Below are 16,556 nucleotides of genomic sequence, written 5' to 3'. Positions count from 1 at the left end.
AGAAACATTGGAGAGGTGCCTGAGTGGCCGAAAGGAGCGGTTTGCTAAATCGTCGTACCTAGAAATAGGTACCCAGGGTTCGAATCCCTGTCTCTCCGCTTTTTTTTAATAATTAGATAACCAATTCGGGGTGTAGCGTAGCCCGGTTATCGCGCCGCGTTTGGGACGCGGAGGTCGCAGGTTCGAATCCTGCCACCCCGACATTTTAGAGTTACTACGGGCTCGTAGCTCAGCTGGATAGAGCACCTCCCTTCTAAGGAGGCGGTCATAGGTTCGAATCCTATCGGGCTCACAAGAGCGGACAAATTAACATTTTTGTTTTTTTGCCCGCTTTTTTTATTGCTTAAACTTATTGAAAGTGAGCGTGTTAATTCAAATATTGAATTTGCTTTAGTGGTTCGAACTACATCATTTTTACGATCATACGTGATTCCTTCGGGGAACATAAGTTTTTGGAATTTTTGTTTTTCATTATAATTTCCTAATCTCCATATATTGTGCAAGTTACATAGTAAATCTATTGAATTATCTATATAGTTTTCGAGGTTAGAACTATCTAAACTGTTTTTTTGTATTTCTTTTTGAATTTCTTCTTTTTCTTCATTGTATTTCTTTGAATATTTTTGATATAACGCACCATCTATTTTACCAATTACAAAACGTTCTTCAATATTGTTGATGTTTTCATCAATAGTCTTTAAACTGTACTTTAAATGCGCTGTATTATCTTCATTAGCTGTATTGAAGTATTCAAAGGTATGCTTCAATTGTATCTTTAGTGGCGCAATGTATTTTTTATCTAGTTGATAGTTGCTTAATATGTCATTGAACTTGTCATGCAAATCATTTGCATTTTTGTTGCAAGGACAACCAACTGTTTTACATTTATAATAATAAATGTTTTTCTTCTTTACCAAATAACCCGTTAATGGACTTTTACAAGCAGCACATTTTGTAAATACCTTTAATGGTAAATTTTCGTTCGCTATATTATGTTTTGATTTATGATTATTCATTGCTTGAATACCATGCACTTTTAAAAACAAATCTCTTGGAACAATAGCTTTGTGTTTTCCTTCAATGAGTTGATCGTCTAGTAGACTGTGTGAAATTAGTCCACAATACACCACATTTCGAAACATGTTTGTTAATCGTTGTTTGTATATTTTTAATCCGTATTGTTCAAGTCTTTTCACAATTTCAACATTGGATAAGCTTTCATTGGCTTTCCATTCAAAAGCTTTTCTTACTAAGTGTGCCTTTTCACTTGGAATTATAATAGGAATGTTCTTTTCGTCTCGCATATTCTTATAACCAATCGGTGCAGTTCCCATCCAATAGCCATTTAATAAACGATGACGCATTCCTGTAATGGTTTTGTCTCTACGTTGGTCATTATCATACTTACTGAAAAGTAAGTTTAGATTTTGATAAAAGCGTCCTGTGGAAGTTTGTGTATCTGCGGGTTGTGTAACCGCTATGAGATTGATTCCTATGCGACGTATTTTGGCTAAGGTATGAATTGCACTTTCTCCCGCTCTTGAAAAACGATCTGTGCTGTACACAATTATATGTGAAATCTTTTTTGTTTTTACAAATGAAAGTAATCGTTGAAACTCTTTTCGATCATCTGTTTTGGCACTTTCATTTGTTCCACCGAAATAGCCGCAAATATCCATTTCATTCTTGTTGGCATATTCAATACAGTATTTTAATTGACTGTCTAAACTTGTGTTATCTCGTTGTTTGATGTCCGAAACGCGTGTATAAATGACTGCTTTGTTATTTCGAATTGTTGTATGCTTACTCCGCTTGGCGAAGCTTTGAAATTGATTCAGATTGCTCATAGTTGGTAATGATGTTATGAGTTATTAATGATAATTCTTTTAAGGTACTAATAGTATCGATAGCTTCTTCATTAGACACATCAGCGAAACCATCGAAGCTTTTTAATTCTTCAATAGAAATCGTTTTTAATGTTGTTATGTCTTTTGCTATTTTCATATAAAGGAACTACTGTGTTGTTTCTCATAGCGCTTACATAGCTACAAGATGTTATTCCCTTTTTGAAAATTGTAAGATTTTTTGAAATCATATTATTCGATATTACGAAAAATAGGAATCTAAACCAACTATTCTATGATTAATTAATAGTTAAAATCTTACAATTTTATTATTTAAGGGAACCATTGTTATTTTAAATTATTGTTTATTTCATTTTATTTTTAAAACTTCTATAAAGATTATTAGAAAGAAGATAACTCTGGTCGGATAGGGTCGGATAGCGTCGGATAGCGTCGGATGATGTCGAATAAATAGTCAATATTTAAGTGAAAATATGAATACGAAAAGAATTGTTTGCAAGCTAGCGTACAATAATGTAGGCTTTTGTATACTATTTATTATCTCAAAAGGTCGTTGAGATATAGAAAAGGGTATTCCTAAGAATCAAAAAAGCTCCAATCATTACAATTGAAGCTTCTATTATCTAAAGAATTTTAGTTTTACGATAAATTTAAAAAATGGATTATTCTGTTATGGTAAACGTTTTTATGATTTCTGTAGCTTCTATCAAAAAAATATTATGAAGAAATGAATAGAAAATATTTTCTTATTTCTAAACATACTTTTAGTCTATTTTATTACAAATTTTAATAACCGTAACTTACATACGGTAAAACCATAATTACATAAAATGAATGAAAATTCTTTATTTTACATTATATTTAATTATATAATATTACTACTTTAGCAATAACTTTACGGTATTTATAAGATGTAAATTTCTGACTACTATTGATTTCATATACATTTGATTTAACGTTAATTATTAAATCAATCAACCATGAAAAAATTAGTATGTATCTGTGCATTAGTATTCGGAGTATCATTTTTTAATAGCTGTACACCTAATAGTGTAGAAGAACAGGAATATGAAGAATTTCAAGCAACAGACAAAGGAGACGTCACAGCTCCAGGAGTCGAAGATGAAGAAGATTCAAACGACTAAAATTATTTTATACATAACTGCAATAATTTCTATTATTGCAGTTTTCTCTCATGTATTTTTTCCCACTACTAACTCAGAAGTAGCACAAGCAAGATCAATACATGCAAAAGTCAAAAAAGAAAGGGATAGTAAGTTTAAAGAATTAAGACTAAATAACGAACAGTATTCTAGTGGAGAAATTGCAAAAAATGATTTTGACGAAGAAAACAGCGTTTTATTAACTGATTACCTTAGATTATATGATGAGTCTATTTTGAAATACAAAGAACTCGGTTTAGTTAAGCAAAAATCAAAAGTGTTCTACTTTAAAAACATGAATGTTTTTCTTTATCAAATAAGTGTTTTCATTGTATTACTTATTTTATCAATACTGTTTTATATAACTCTTCAACTAATAGAATACGAATCATTAAGAAAGGCATATCAATTTTGTTCTTTTGTATTCATGTCAATTGCATTTTATTATTTAGTTTGGATTTTTTATCCAAAATCCGATTTACCTTATTTAGCCTATATTTTTACAATGTTTGCTATTGCTGTAATTTTGAGCATTGCAACACGGTATTTTTTAAAATGGATGATTCAAAAAAGATCTATCATATTTATTCATAAGGAAAACTTTAAGCGTTTATGGTATTTCATTATCAACATAACACCGAACTTTATAAGTGACACTAAAACGAAAGAACAATATGTTGATGGATATACAAAAGAAATAGAGGAATTTAAAATACCCTACAATGAAGAATCGTAATATAAAAAAGGTAAAGCAACTACACAAACTTGGTTATCTCAAAGAGGATTCTTCCAACAAAGCAATTTTTGAAATCGAAAGAAAAGTAGAGGAACTCCGCAAAGAAGTGGAGCGAACGAAAAGAGAAAATGACCATTATTTGAGTCATTTACCTAAAGGTATTAATTTAGCGTTTTAATTGGATTCTTTGTCGGTTTCTTGTGGTTGAATAATTCCAAATTCAATTAATCGTTGTCGTATTTTTTGCTCTGCAAGGTTATCTATGAATAACTTTAAATATTCTGATTTACTGTAGTAATCTTCTTTGTTTTTTACAAAATGATCTACCAACTCAATAAGTTCAAAACGAACACCAAGCTTCTCTAAAAATATATCTTTAGAGTCATTAGATTCTAGTAACATTTCCCCTGTACCTTCTGTTAACCATTCACGGGACACATTAAATTCAGTACACAAAATATCAGTTAATACTTTTAATGATTTTTCTCTTGGATTATCAATTACACTATTTTTAATTTTATCAGCTGAAACTTGTGATAATAAACCATTACTTACTTGTTGGATTTTATACCCGCTAACATCTAATTCTTTCATAGCTTTTCGTATACGATTTATATCCATGTTATTTATTTTGTATGATTATTATTGTTTTTATATAATTTTACTTATATTTGTTTTGGTCATCAACCAAAGGTATTAAAATAAAGCGCAAAGAAATGTGCTAGTCATCATTTACTAACTGATTCGATAACAAATAGAATTGAATCATTATGATAAAATCGAATAACCGAATTAATTACCTAAAATTAGAGGGAGATTCCCCTTACTTTTTATGAAATTTTTTAGTTTATTTGTAGTTAAGTACTGTGTAAAGATTCCCTTTGTCTCTAAAATTGTGTTGCAACTAATTTTTAACAAGGGCGTAGCTGAAAACCCTAATCAATAGAGTAGGCTTTATTTAATTTTATACAATATGAAAACAAGCAATTTAAAACAAATTGGAAAGGTTGAACTTTCTAATGTTTATGGAGGAACTAAAGTCTACAAAACACATGTAGGTGACCCCGAAAAACCTTTGTATACAGATGCTCACATTGATAGAGACGAAGATGGTCAATGGAGTGCTGGTGATGAATTTGTAGTAACCATGAGTTAATTGTCTACAAAAAGATGATTTATTTAAACTAAACAATTAACATTTTAACTTAATACACTATGAAATTAAAAAGCATAAATAAACTAGTAACTTTAAAAATTGATACTGCTGATGTTTATGGCGGATGGGATGGTATTCTTGCTACGGGTTCGGGTACTATAAGCGGTATGGATTATGAAAGTGATATACATGTAGATTCAAATGGAGATGGTAAATGGAATTCGGGAGAGTCTGTTCATTTTTATCATACAACGCCTACCATAAATAGAATATAAGTTTTGATTCAAATTATTATCCATGCTACTTATGAAAACTAAGTATTTTATAAGTAGCATTCAACACTAAATTTATGAAACATATAATTTATATGATTTTCTTTTTTTCGCTATTTGGTTTTAGTCAAGAATCAAAACCTAAAAAGATATTAGATTCAGACTTACTCAAAGAAATACAATTGATTTGTAACAGAGATCAACTTTTAAGAGGTTCTTTATTGACTGAAAATAAAGACTTATTAACTAAGGAGGAAAGAAAAATATTGTGGAAAGTTCAAAATGATATTGATGATTACAATACCAAAAGATTTATACAAATCGTAAAAGAACATGGCTTTGTAGACTCTAGTAATTCTAACATAAAGTCAGCCGCTACTTATGCAATATTTATGCACTCAGCAGAAAAATATTGGGAAGAAATAAGAGTCCTAATTGATGAGGAGAAGAAAAAGGGAAATATGAGCGAATCTGCACATGGTATTATTACTTGGCATATAAAAGGACGACCAGAACCAACTATTAACTACCTTCCAAACAAAGAAAATGATTCTCTTAATAAGCAGTAAATATGATGTTTCAACAAATATTGTAATTCAATGGTTGAATTATTATGGTATCGTTTTTTTGAGATTGCATACAGAAGAATTTAGTATGCTGAATTACTTTTCTGTAAGTAACAAATCAATAAGTTTAACCATAAACGATATAAACTTAGAAGCTATTACAGGAATATGGCACAGGCGTGGGAGGCTTAGAAATTTGCCTAATTCATTAAACGATTTAGGAAAAGTAACAACCTATCTCAAAAAAGAAGAAGATAGCCTTATTAAGTCGATAGAAACGAGTTTAAGAACTACTAAAAAATATATTGGTTCATACATAAGTGAAATCGAAAATTATAAGTTAGATCACTTAATAGCTGCTAAAGAATGTAATTTGAACATTCCCGATTCAATAGTAACAACAAGCAAGAAAGGTTTGTTAGATTTTCATTCCAAGTACGATCAAATTATATCTAAAGATTTACGCTACGCTATTAATATCAAAACGGATGATATAAGTATTAATTCCACAGGAACTTTTAAAGTTACAGATGAATTGATTTCTGAATTGGATGATCATTTTGCGCCAATTTATGCGCAAGAATATATTGAGAAAGAATTTGAGATACGAATATTTTTTATTGAAGATAATCTTTTTTCAATGGGTATTTTTTCTCAACAAGACGAACAAACAAGAGTTGATTATAGAAATTATAATGATGAAATTCCTAACAGATGTGTTCCTATAAATTTACCAAAAAACATAAAAGAACAACTACTAGATTTTACACGAAAAGTAAAATTGAATACGGGTTCAATAGATATGATATATTCAATTGATGAACATTATGTTTTTTTAGAAGTGAATCCAATGGGGCAATTTGATTGGTTATCAAAGAATTGTAATTACTACATAGAAGAAGCGATTGCAAAAGAATTTATGGAATTATGAAACTTCAAAAAATAGAACAATTGCCTTTGACATTCCATAAGGCTACGATTACAGAAAAATCAAAAATTAAACATTCAAAAAAAGAACAGTTTATCACGATCAAAAAAATAACATCTGATAAAGTTCAAACCGAAAAGTTTTATAAACCAATATCAAAAATATTCTCATTTGATGAAACTTGATACTCCTTTCAAATTATATGCGAACTGTGTTACTGTAAAAGGTTTTAATAGAAGTACTATTTGTGATCTTCAACGAAATGATGTTAGGACAATACCAAATGATCTGTATGATATACTAACAAATCATGAAGGCAAGACTATCAATGACATCAAAAACCAGTATCATAATGAGTTTGATGACATTATCGATGAATATTTTCAGTTTCTGTATGATAACGAATTTATATTCTTTACAAAACAGACCTCTATTTTTCCGCCATTATCATTAAAATGGTCTGATCCTGCGATTATCAATAATAGTATCATTGATATTGATAAAAATTCTAGTTATGATGTACTCAAAGTTTTAAAACAACTCGATGATTTGCATTGTAGGCATTTAGAAATTAGAAATTTTGATGTTGCAAGAGTTGATGTGTTGGAAAACATATTTGATTACTTAAAAGAAAACGAATCATCGATACAATCGGTAGAAATATTACTACCTTTTTTTAAAGATGTTGAAAAGTGGATAGATTCTGCAAAACATAAATTTTTACGTGTGTCTTTTATAAGAGTATTTAACTGTCCATTTAATCAAAATATAATGCCAAGTGGAAACACTAAAGCGTATATAATGTATACAAAACAGCACTATGAAAGTGAGCTATGTTGTGGAAAAATAAGTCAAAATTTCTTTGCTGCAAACATGAAAGCTTTTACAGAAAGTGTAAATCATAATTCATGTTTAAATAAGAAACTTTCAATCGATAAAAATGGAAATATCAAAAACTGCCCATCTATGCAGAAAGGATTTGGTTCAGTCAATGACACTCAATTGAAAGACATTGTAACTGATAAAGATTTCACAAAAGTATGGAGTATTACAAAAGATCAAATTTTGGTATGTAAAGACTGTGAATTTCGTCATATCTGTACAGATTGCAGAGCATACAAAGAAAATCCAACAGATGAATTTTCTAAACCGCTAAAATGTGGTTATAGTCCGTATACTAATGAATGGGAAGATTGGAGTATAAATCCATTAAAAAAAGAAGCTATCACATATTATAAATTACAGGCGGATACTGAAAAGCCTTAAACAGAGTAAGGAACTTAAATTTTATTACTAATGGAAAAACTAAATTCAAAAAAAATCAGTTTAACAGAAGCACATAACATAACTGGTTATGGTTGCTCTACAACATGGACTTCATCAAGCGGAACGGGAAAAGACTCCTATTTTGACGATAATGATAATGGTAAGCTAGACAAAGGAGATACTATATTTTTTGACGATGGAAGAGTTGGAACAATGGGACAACCAATGATTGCGTAAAATACTGAAAAAGGGGATTTCATTAAATTCCCTTTTAAAAACTTAAACTATGAAAAAAATTCTACTGTTACTTATTGTTCTCATTTCATGTAAGGCAGAAAAGAAAATGACCGATTCTGAACTATGTAATGTCTTATCAAATTTACATTTGCAAGATCAATATTATAGGGGTTTAGAAGAATTAGAAGATCCGTTTTTCGTTGTCTTAGATTCTTTAATAGGAGCAAACAATTTGAGCCGTTCTGAATATGCAAAACTCCCCAAAGAAGAACAAATAGCATTCGGGAAAATTGCAAGAAAAATTACAGACTCAAAGCCAAAAATATCAGAACGGGAGCAAGATTCTCTAATGAGATTGCAAAAAGAACTTGATTACAAAGCGACTGAAAAACTATTGGAAATTGTTAAAAAATATGGATTTCCAGACACGGAGAAATTAGAATGTGAAAACTATGCTGCTCCTTTTTTAATTTTTGGTCATTCTCCTAAAAAGTATTGGAAAGAAATTGATAAGATCATAGAAAAAGAAAAATTAGCGGGTCGTATCGTTGAAGGAGATTACAAATATATTAAGTGGCATATTGGCGGCAGAAAACAAAATGAAACAGATCAAATACAAATACAAGTAAATTAATTTTGGTTAAAAATAACACGTTAAGAATGAATTCATTTTTTCATGATAAGTTAATTAGAGTGCACTTCTCCGAATACAAGTGCTATATTCAAAACGTGTTATTGATTGCAGAATTTTAGTCGAATTCTGCTGTTTAGGGCAAGGCGATTGATGGCTTAATAATTTTATCGTCGTCTTGCTAACTAAACAAAAATAGGGTTTATTATAAATACTCAAAACTTTTAAAGGTATATAATAGCATTCTAAATTTAAAATAAAGTCATAAAATAAGAATTAGGCAGAATATTTTATCTGCTAATAAGAAACAAAAACACTCACTTTTTTCATAATTATCCGAAGTTGTGTATAACACAGCAAGTTATACCCATGTCTTTTTTTAACCTACAAAATACAATGGAATCAAAAATTAAAGGAATCATTTTAAGTTTATCCGCACAGGAGATCATCTTAATTGTAGTCAGTGTGATAGTAGTCATAATTGTGGCTAAACTAAGTTACAACAATTATAAAAACAGACGGTTTAACAAAGTTGATTTGCAAATTGAGCATACATTAAAACATCAAGAATAACATTAATTGATACAGCTAGTATATTTATAAATTTAAAATAAATAAGATGACAATTTTTTTACTAACAACATTAGTTCTCCTATTAATATTGAATCTAATAATATTATTTTTTGTTTATAAAATTTTTAAAAAGAATGATTCAATCAATAAGATACACTATCTCATTTCCAATAACAATAGTCGAATAAATGATACATATACCATTATTATTAGAAATGAAAAGTTAAAAAATAAAGAAATTGAAAATACATGATATAATTAATTTTTTTCATGTTTACCCTCGATATCATTGCTATTAATAGCCATTAATATGAATGAAAACAAACAAAATGAATTTCAGCGTTACGTTTTATAAATACTTAATTATTGGCGAATTAATAGTTATTGCAATTGGATTGATTGTATACTTCTATTGGCTTAGAAAAAATAAAAAGTATACCCCTAAAAAACGAAATAAAGTAGATGATGATATTGAAGAAGAACTGAGAAAAAATAAATAAAATCCCTAGTAATTACTAGGATTGTGTACAAAGGTTCGTAATACTGAGTATGCAAGAGGTTCGATTTTTTTTTAAGAAGGGAAAATCGGTGTCTATCACCCTCAGACAGGCAAAGCGGCTTAACATGGTAGTTTTAAAAATAGTCGCTTTGCTACCTTAAAAAAATCAGTTTTCACGAGAACTAAGGATAGCATACCGTATTTTACTTTTATTAAGTTTTTGGTGGGTGCTACTTGGGTAAGCTACAAGTAGTACTATCGGTATGTTATGATTGGGTTGGGGTAACAGCCCATGTCTAATTACTGTTTTTAGACAAACAGGGCGGTATGGGGTGAAATGTAAGGTTGTACCTAGCCGCCTTGTCATCATAAAAATAAAGTAAATACTCGCTTTTACGGATAAAAAACAAGATTCCCGTTTTTACGGGAAATGAATATGAATAAAGAGAAAACAATATTTATTAAAGGATTTGTTGTTGGGTTTTTGTCCGCAGCAATATTTTTGGTACTCTTTGTTTTAGTTGGTGTTTTTCTTTTTGTAGTATAATAATAGTACTCTTTTCCCTAAAACCCCCCAACTTTTCGGGTGCAGTTCATACCTGACTGAGGTTTTTTTTTGTTTTGTTGCAAGTTGTTGCATGTTGTTGCAAATCGTTGTAGCGTTTTGTTGCTACTGGACTATTTCTTAATGCTAGGACTACACGTTTTGTTGCTGTTGCAATATTTCTTGTTGCAAATCTCTAATTTCAAAATTAGAAATGGAACGTAATGCCCTTATAATCAGGTGATTTTTTATAAGCTTATGTGTTATTGCGTTTTGTTGCAAGTTGTTGTGTTTTGTTGCTGCTGTAATATTTCTTGTTGCTTGGGCTACAAGTTTTGTTGCTAGCGTTGCCGTTTACGGATTGCTTTTCGTTTCCAAATATTCTTATTAATGGTATTGAATAACTTGTAAAATCAACACTTAATTAGAAAAGGTATAGTTTTTAGTTGAAAAGCATTGATTTCAGTTGATTCTAATTGATAGCAATTACGTTTTGTTGCTGATACCATAATTCTTGTTGCTTGGACTACAAGTTTTGTTGCTGATGCTATATTTCTTGTTGCTTAGACTACAAGTTTTGTTGCTGATGTCATAGGTATCGTCCTAAAATTTGTCTACACATTATAGAGTGTCCCAAATTTTTATTAATAATGGCACTAACCCATATTTTCCATCAATTTTTCATTTGCTATATCAATAGCAAATGAGAAAAACAGCTTGACAGCTTTAGTAAATTTGAATTTATTTCCATTAATAATAATTAAATTCTTATTTCTCCATGTCTTGATAAATTTATCAAATTCGGAAACTGTAGTTTTTTCTAAAATCTCCCATTTACTAGATTGTCTTAATAATTCTTTAGTTTCGCTAATATCAAAAGAGCCTACTTCTATTTTATCTCTAAAATTTTTACCTGAATAATCCAATTCTCTTGAAAGTATGGCTAGGAATAAAGTAAAATCACGTGTTCTTTTTTCGTTTACTTCATTAGAAGATAAGTAGCTAAAATCCGCTTCAATATTTAATTTGAAATTAAATGATTTTTCGAAAAACTCTGTGTATTCATCTTCAAGTTCCTGTATTGTATAAAACAATGGACTTGGTGAGATAATGAATTTTCCGTCTAATAATTCATTAACTATTTTTTTATGCTCACTTGGATACTCTTTCATAAACTCGCACTTTAGGTATTTTTATAGAAGCGTCTTTTAACTCAATTGTAATTCTATCGTCTTCTTTATATTCAGCCACCAAATCTTCTTCCAATAAAAGGTTGGTAATAGAAAAATATTTCGATAATGTAATTTCATCAGTATGTTTTTTCAAAGCATCAAAACACCACAAATAAAAATCTTCAACTTTATCTTCTTTTAATAGCTGTTCTTTAAAATATGTTGAATCTGGAAGCCATTCTTGTTCTTCAACCTGCTCTTCATAATAAATGTCAGAAGTTTTGTAAATGAATTGATCTACAAAAAATTCTGCTTCACTATGAAATTCTTTGAATATTGCACTTCCTTTGGTTTTCTTAATTGGATTTGGTAATGGTACTATATAGTTTTCTGGATAATCTACATTTTCCACAAAATGATAAAATCCACTTAAAATGATAGAATCATTTTTAATTCGGTCTAATAGTGGTCTTAATTCTCTTGTTAGTTTTTGTAAATTATGGTCTAATTCGGCACGGGCGTATATTACAGAACCATAAAGTTTTTTATATTCTCTCTTTAACTTAAAACTGTCGGCAACATATTGTTTTTCGCTGGTATATTTTTGGATTTCAACAAGAGCTGAATAAAATGATTCAGGATGTCCTTTTTCTAAAATCTTATTAAGTGGTTCAATGTATTCGTCAATCCAAAAAACTGCTTTTTCTAATCTTTTTGATAAATCAGAATATTCATCTGCATTTACTTTTAATGATTCTGTGTCGCTTAATAGCCTTTGGGTTTGTCTATGAATATCATTTAGAAATACATCAATTACAGTTATAATACTTTGAATAAGAACAATTATTTTGTTAGGCTTGTTTGTTGTTTTTAATTCCGTAAATAGCTCAAAAATAGTCCTGTATCTATCTTTTAAAGTTTGAGGTAAATCAAGTGTAAAATCATCAAAAATAAATTGCAAAAAAGAAGTATAGTGAATATCTAATTTATAGTCTTTTGTTGGAAGCTGTCTGCAAAACTTAACATCAATTAGTTTTGTTATTGAAATCTTAGGGTCATTACTGATATTATATTCTTCAATTAATTTTTCAAGAATATCGTTATCTATAATAAAGTCTGGCTTACTAGAGTTAAAAGCTTCCTGTACAAATTCATAATGATTTTGCAGAAATTTTAATATGTATTTACCTGATAACTTAATCATCTTTATATTTTACAAATAATGCTTGTTGTTCTAAAAAGCGTTTACTTTTATAAATGTCTGTCCTAATTTTTACAACATTCTCGTCAGTCGATTCTTTTACTTCTTTACTTGGGTTTTGCTCTCTTCCTTGTTTTGTTTTAATTGTTCTTGAAAATGTATTAAAAAGTATTTCGTAATTCGATGGAATAAATATCTCTGCATTTGGAAAGACTTTTTTAACCATCAAATAGTTTTGCAATCCTTTGTAGTCGTAATCAGGAAAAATAAGAACTTCTTTTGCTTTTAACTTATTCAAAACGGATTTTCCTAAACCACCATAAGTATGGATAAACACAAAATTATTATCAATTACTTTTTCGCATAAGAGAAATGAATCTAAATTTTCTACAATACAAATTTTATCTGTTTCTAAATTATTTACTTGAGCACAAAAAGTACCAAATAAATTAGTTGATTTTTCTAAATCTACAATTTCAGAATTTATCTTAATGTTTTTAAAACCTCTTATTAAGATTACATTTTGACTCTTTCTTTTTCCTGTTTTTGTGTTTCTATATGTTCCAATATTGCCAACAGCAGAATAACTATCTTGAAGTTCTTTAGGAAACTTGCTTTTGAAAAATAGTTGCAAATTTTCTTTATCGTTTAAGATATAACTTCCACCACCTGTAACAGCTTGCGAATAGGAAATAAAATTACCATTAAGTAAAGTTTTAAAGTCGCCACTTTTTTTAACAGACGCACTAATAGAGGAAGAGTTAATTTTTCCTTCTTCTAAAAGTTTTAATATGAAGTTATAAAAAGTCTTATTCTGCATTACGATAAATTACTGGGAACGATTGTAGCTCGCCAAATGAAATCTTTTTCCTTCTATTTTTCGAATCTGTTTGAGGTTCTTTTAATAAATAATATTTCTCAATCCCTTCAACTTTTCTAGGTGACGCAAAAATTGGGACAAAATGATTTACTTTACAGAATTGGATTAAATGCTTGACGTTTTTTTGACCGATTGCATCAAGTTCATCTACATAAATTATTGTACGGTTTTCAATATTATTATGAACTAATTCTTTTAGAATATTTAAGAATAAATATAGTTTTAAAACAATATTAGTTCCTCTTGATTGTACTTGTTTAGAAAGGTCTATAGTTTCAGTCTTGCCAGTAACTTTAGTTATCTCTACATTTATTTTGAATAAATCAACTATGTTGATTGCTTTACCATTACTGTTTGTTAGTTGTCTTTGTAATGCTTCTTTTGATTCTGAATTTTCATTATTAAAGTCTAAACCGTCTGAGAATTTGAGCTGAGAAATTTTTTCTAAATCTTCGATTAAATCAGTATTGTCATCAATCTTTACTTTAACACTCTGAATATTTGAGATAGGATATTCTGCTAACCTTTGATTATAACTTCTCGAAACAAAAGTTTTAAAATCATTGTATTGTGTAATAAAAGAATGTGTTGGACTTCCAATTTCGTGGGAAAGTGTATCTAAAAGGTTATTTATAACTTTTTCAGTTTGAGGAATGTTTATCATTTCTTCATCAACATCTCGAATGAATTTTTTAATGTCTTTCACATCCATTTTCAAAACATTGTGTAAATCATTTTTTAGATTATTTCTATTCTCTTTAATGCGTAGAAATTTTTTATATCTTGATTGAAAATCTTCTGATATTTTTTCAAATTCAATATCTAAAATCTCTTCAACTTCATAAATATCTCTTGAATCGAATATTTCTTGATATTGTTTCTTAATATTAGCTAAGTCATCTTTGTATTTGGTTCTTTCTTTTATTTTTAGTGATAAGGTATTTTTTGTTTTGCCAATTTCTAAATCTTTATCTGTTATTTTTTGAGCATTATTTTTTAGTTCTTTTTCAAGAACTTCAATCGCCTTTTCGTTACTTTCATTTTTGAGTTTTAATTCAGGTTTTTTGTCAATTCTTTTTAGGAATTCTGAATTGGTTTTAATTGAACTACTTAATGCTTGAATTTCCTTTTCAACACCTTTTCTATTTTGTACAATTTGTAATTGAGATTTTTTTTCTATTAATTCTTTTTCTTTAACTAAGAGTTCTTCTTGAAGGTTTTTGATTGTAGGAAGCTCTTTCTGTATCTCAACATCTGTAACATCTATTAAGCCGTCAAAAAATTGTAAAGGGAAATCGGAATTTGTAATTTCTTTTATAATTTTAGATTTATCAAGTTCCGCTATATCTCGATTTAAAAAAGAATAAATCTTTTTGATTGTTTCCTCGTCTTTAGAAATGTTCTGATAAAGTAGATTGTCAAAGCGTTTAATCGCATTTTCTTTTTTATCAATATTAGTTTTTAGATTTCTAATAGCATCTAAAATTTCTCTCTCAGTAAATTTACTTCGCTCCAATTGACTTAGTTTAGAAACTAAATCAGTATGTTTTTTTTCTTCGTCCTTTAAATTATTCTTTAAGCCTTGATAAAGTAAATTATCTGTAGTCGGTTCATATTCTTTTAGTTCGTCTAATTCTTTAAATATTAGCTTATTTTCATCTATAAGTGTGGTGATTTTGTTTTCTAATGTAGTTTTAGCACTTATTAAAATATCTCTTTCTTGAGTTAAGTTTACATCTATTTTGGTTTGTAAATCTTTGATTGAAATGGAAAGCTCACTATTATCATCCGTCTTTTCTGTTAACTCTTGTTCAACTGTGTTGAATTTTTTTAGAAACGTATTTTTTAATTTACCTAGAATTGATTCTTGACTTATAAATTCGTCATTAAGTAGTTTTAGTTTTTCGAAATCTGTTTTAATCGAAATTAAATGTTGAAGATGTGTTTTCTTTTTCTCAAACTCTTCAATTTTTTCAAAACTAGTACTGGAAAGTACATTTAAAGGAATGTGTTGTTGACCATCTGCTACCAAAAGAGCATTTTTAAATGACTTCTCATTAATATCGCTAGTTCTAATTAAGTGTCTGTAAATGTCTGTGAAGTTATTTGAGAATGATTTTCTTCCGTTTCTCTTTACATTTTTTTTAAGCCAAACTACAGGGTTTTTATTTTTATCAGAATTGTAAACTAAATTGTATAATTCTTCATTTGAGAGTTTAATAGGAACATCTGTTGGGTTTTTAAGCGTAAGTAATTGAAGAACATTATTCCATCTTCTTGCTTTAAATTTTCCATTGTTTGTTTCTACAAAACAGGATTCATCATATTCTCCCGTAATTTTATAATACTCTATTGTGTTTTCTGGCGTTGCTTTTACAAGAATAGAATAGTAGCCATTTTTTAATATTTCAAAGATTATAAAACTATGAAGACTAGTTCCATCAAAATAATGTTTCATTGAATCGGACAATTTTCTATCATCTTCAAATCGCATTTGGTCTTTATCAGTAATGTACAAGAAGTTTAGCGCATTAATGAAAGAACTTTTTCCAACATTATTTTCGGCTGCAATTTGAATACTTGAACTTTCTCCAACATGAATACTAGCTTTTGCATATAGTTCAGAATTTATGATTACAATTTTATTTAGCATTTCTTTTTGAGTGTTAGCAAAACAACTTTTTAGTTTTTCTAGGATTAGTATAGTGAATGTCAACAAAAATATAATCATTAATCAGCTACACATGTCATATATTACTTATAAATATAATAGGTTTTTTAATAACCTTCAAGATTAATTATTATAATTCGTATATGTTTTCTTTAATTTTACTAAAATTATATCTTAAATTAATCATTTATTATAG

General features: G+C 28.8%; 17 protein-coding genes, 3 tRNA genes and 1 pseudogene. 14 read left to right on the top strand and 7 right to left on the bottom strand.

The window, feature by feature from the left end:
• Positions 1 to 9: 9 nt before the first annotated feature.
• The 3 genes from H2O64_RS08395 to H2O64_RS08385 all read left to right on the top strand — a co-directional run bounded on the left by H2O64_RS08395 (position 10) and on the right by H2O64_RS08385 (position 292).
• Positions 10 to 98 (top strand) — tRNA-Ser (locus H2O64_RS08395).
• Positions 99 to 126: 28 nt separating this feature from the next.
• Positions 127 to 201, top strand: a tRNA-Pro gene (locus tag H2O64_RS08390).
• A gap of 17 nt (positions 202 to 218) precedes the next feature.
• Positions 219 to 292 (top strand) — tRNA-Arg (locus H2O64_RS08385).
• 742 nt (positions 293 to 1,034) lie between these two features.
• On the opposite strand, the pseudogene H2O64_RS24360 reads toward H2O64_RS08385, so the two are convergent.
• Together H2O64_RS24360 and H2O64_RS08370 are read right to left on the bottom strand one after the other, a co-directional pair.
• A pseudogene (locus H2O64_RS24360) lies at positions 1,035 to 1,847 on the bottom strand (recombinase family protein); the annotation flags it as partial.
• Positions 1,804 to 2,004, bottom strand: a complete 201-nt coding sequence (locus H2O64_RS08370; protein ID WP_187561736.1) for a hypothetical protein — start codon at positions 2,002 to 2,004, stop codon at positions 1,804 to 1,806. The gene H2O64_RS08370 and the pseudogene H2O64_RS24360, both read right to left, overlap by 44 nt.
• Before the next feature lie 841 nt (positions 2,005 to 2,845).
• On the opposite strand from H2O64_RS08370, the gene H2O64_RS08365 reads away from it, so the two are divergent.
• Genes H2O64_RS08365 through H2O64_RS08355 form a run of 3 tightly spaced genes read left to right on the top strand, consistent with a single transcriptional unit; the run spans position 2,846 to position 3,942 of the window.
• Complete coding sequence (locus H2O64_RS08365; protein ID WP_187561735.1) at positions 2,846 to 3,010, top strand: hypothetical protein; 165 nt, start codon at positions 2,846 to 2,848, stop codon at positions 3,008 to 3,010.
• On the top strand, positions 2,988 to 3,764 hold the full coding sequence (locus H2O64_RS08360) for a hypothetical protein (protein WP_187561734.1): 777 nt from the start codon (positions 2,988 to 2,990) through the stop codon (positions 3,762 to 3,764). The genes H2O64_RS08365 and H2O64_RS08360 overlap by 23 nt, the downstream gene beginning before the upstream one ends.
• Positions 3,751 to 3,942: a hypothetical protein gene (locus H2O64_RS08355; RefSeq protein ID WP_187561733.1), complete on the top strand. Its 192-nt coding sequence runs from the start codon at positions 3,751 to 3,753 to the stop codon at positions 3,940 to 3,942. Before H2O64_RS08360 ends, H2O64_RS08355 begins: the two co-directional genes overlap by 14 nt.
• On the opposite strand, the gene H2O64_RS08350 is transcribed toward H2O64_RS08355, so the two are convergent.
• Positions 3,939 to 4,358, bottom strand: a complete 420-nt coding sequence (locus H2O64_RS08350; RefSeq protein ID WP_187561732.1) for a hypothetical protein — start codon at positions 4,356 to 4,358, stop codon at positions 3,939 to 3,941. The two genes, H2O64_RS08355 and H2O64_RS08350, sit on opposite strands and share 4 nt — an antisense overlap.
• Before the next feature lie 379 nt (positions 4,359 to 4,737).
• On the opposite strand from H2O64_RS08350, the gene H2O64_RS08345 reads away from it, so the two are divergent.
• From H2O64_RS08345 to H2O64_RS08310, 8 genes are all read left to right on the top strand, one after another.
• On the top strand, positions 4,738 to 4,920 hold the full coding sequence (locus H2O64_RS08345) for a hypothetical protein (RefSeq protein WP_187561731.1): 183 nt from the start codon (positions 4,738 to 4,740) through the stop codon (positions 4,918 to 4,920).
• 59 nt (positions 4,921 to 4,979) lie between these two features.
• Positions 4,980 to 5,195 (top strand): hypothetical protein, encoded by a 216-nt coding sequence (locus tag H2O64_RS08340; protein WP_187561730.1) that lies wholly within the window; start codon positions 4,980 to 4,982, stop codon positions 5,193 to 5,195.
• A 74-nt stretch (positions 5,196 to 5,269) separates the two neighbouring features.
• Positions 5,270 to 5,761, top strand: a complete 492-nt coding sequence (locus H2O64_RS08335; protein ID WP_187561729.1) for a hypothetical protein — start codon at positions 5,270 to 5,272, stop codon at positions 5,759 to 5,761.
• Positions 5,739 to 6,689: an ATP-grasp domain-containing protein gene (locus tag H2O64_RS08330; protein ID WP_187561728.1), complete on the top strand. Its 951-nt coding sequence runs from the start codon at positions 5,739 to 5,741 to the stop codon at positions 6,687 to 6,689. Before H2O64_RS08335 ends, H2O64_RS08330 begins: the two co-directional genes overlap by 23 nt.
• A 171-nt stretch (positions 6,690 to 6,860) precedes the next feature.
• Positions 6,861 to 7,952 carry a grasp-with-spasm system SPASM domain peptide maturase gene (gene gwsS, locus H2O64_RS08325; protein ID WP_187561727.1) on the top strand — a complete coding sequence of 364 codons (1,092 nt, stop codon included), beginning with the start codon at positions 6,861 to 6,863 and terminating at the stop codon, positions 7,950 to 7,952.
• A gap of 30 nt (positions 7,953 to 7,982) precedes the next feature.
• Positions 7,983 to 8,189: a hypothetical protein gene (locus H2O64_RS08320; protein WP_187561726.1), complete on the top strand. Its 207-nt coding sequence runs from the start codon at positions 7,983 to 7,985 to the stop codon at positions 8,187 to 8,189.
• 49 nt (positions 8,190 to 8,238) lie between these two features.
• Positions 8,239 to 8,823 (top strand): hypothetical protein, encoded by a 585-nt coding sequence (locus H2O64_RS08315; RefSeq protein ID WP_187561725.1) that lies wholly within the window; start codon positions 8,239 to 8,241, stop codon positions 8,821 to 8,823.
• 884 nt (positions 8,824 to 9,707) lie between these two features.
• Complete coding sequence (locus H2O64_RS08310) at positions 9,708 to 9,893, top strand: OPA3 family protein (RefSeq protein ID WP_187561724.1); 186 nt, start codon at positions 9,708 to 9,710, stop codon at positions 9,891 to 9,893.
• A 1,199-nt stretch (positions 9,894 to 11,092) separates the two neighbouring features.
• Here H2O64_RS08310 and H2O64_RS08305 read toward each other — a convergent pair.
• From H2O64_RS08305 to H2O64_RS08290, 4 genes are read right to left on the bottom strand one after another with little or no spacing between them, the layout of a single operon-like run.
• Positions 11,093 to 11,608 carry a condensin complex protein MksE gene (locus H2O64_RS08305; RefSeq protein WP_187561723.1) on the bottom strand — a complete coding sequence of 172 codons (516 nt, stop codon included), beginning with the start codon at positions 11,606 to 11,608 and terminating at the stop codon, positions 11,093 to 11,095.
• Entirely contained in the window at positions 11,589 to 12,812 is a 1,224-nt protein-coding gene (locus H2O64_RS08300; RefSeq protein ID WP_187561722.1) for a hypothetical protein, read from the bottom strand. Before H2O64_RS08300 ends, H2O64_RS08305 begins: the two co-directional genes overlap by 20 nt.
• The gene (locus H2O64_RS08295; protein WP_187561721.1) at positions 12,805 to 13,629 is read right to left on the bottom strand and encodes a Wadjet anti-phage system protein JetD domain-containing protein; all 825 of its coding nucleotides are present in this window, start codon (positions 13,627 to 13,629) and stop codon (positions 12,805 to 12,807) included. Before H2O64_RS08295 ends, H2O64_RS08300 begins: the two co-directional genes overlap by 8 nt.
• Positions 13,619 to 16,342 (bottom strand): coiled-coil domain-containing protein, encoded by a 2,724-nt coding sequence (locus H2O64_RS08290; RefSeq protein ID WP_187561720.1) that lies wholly within the window; start codon positions 16,340 to 16,342, stop codon positions 13,619 to 13,621. Before H2O64_RS08290 ends, H2O64_RS08295 begins: the two co-directional genes overlap by 11 nt.
• Between the last annotated feature and the right edge of the window lie 214 nt (positions 16,343 to 16,556).

The organism is Kordia aestuariivivens (assembly GCF_014397005.1).
Classification (GTDB): domain Bacteria; phylum Bacteroidota; class Bacteroidia; order Flavobacteriales; family Flavobacteriaceae; genus Kordia; species Kordia aestuariivivens.
Note: the sequence above shows the minus strand (reverse complement) of the source record. Positions and strands in the feature narration are given on the sequence as shown.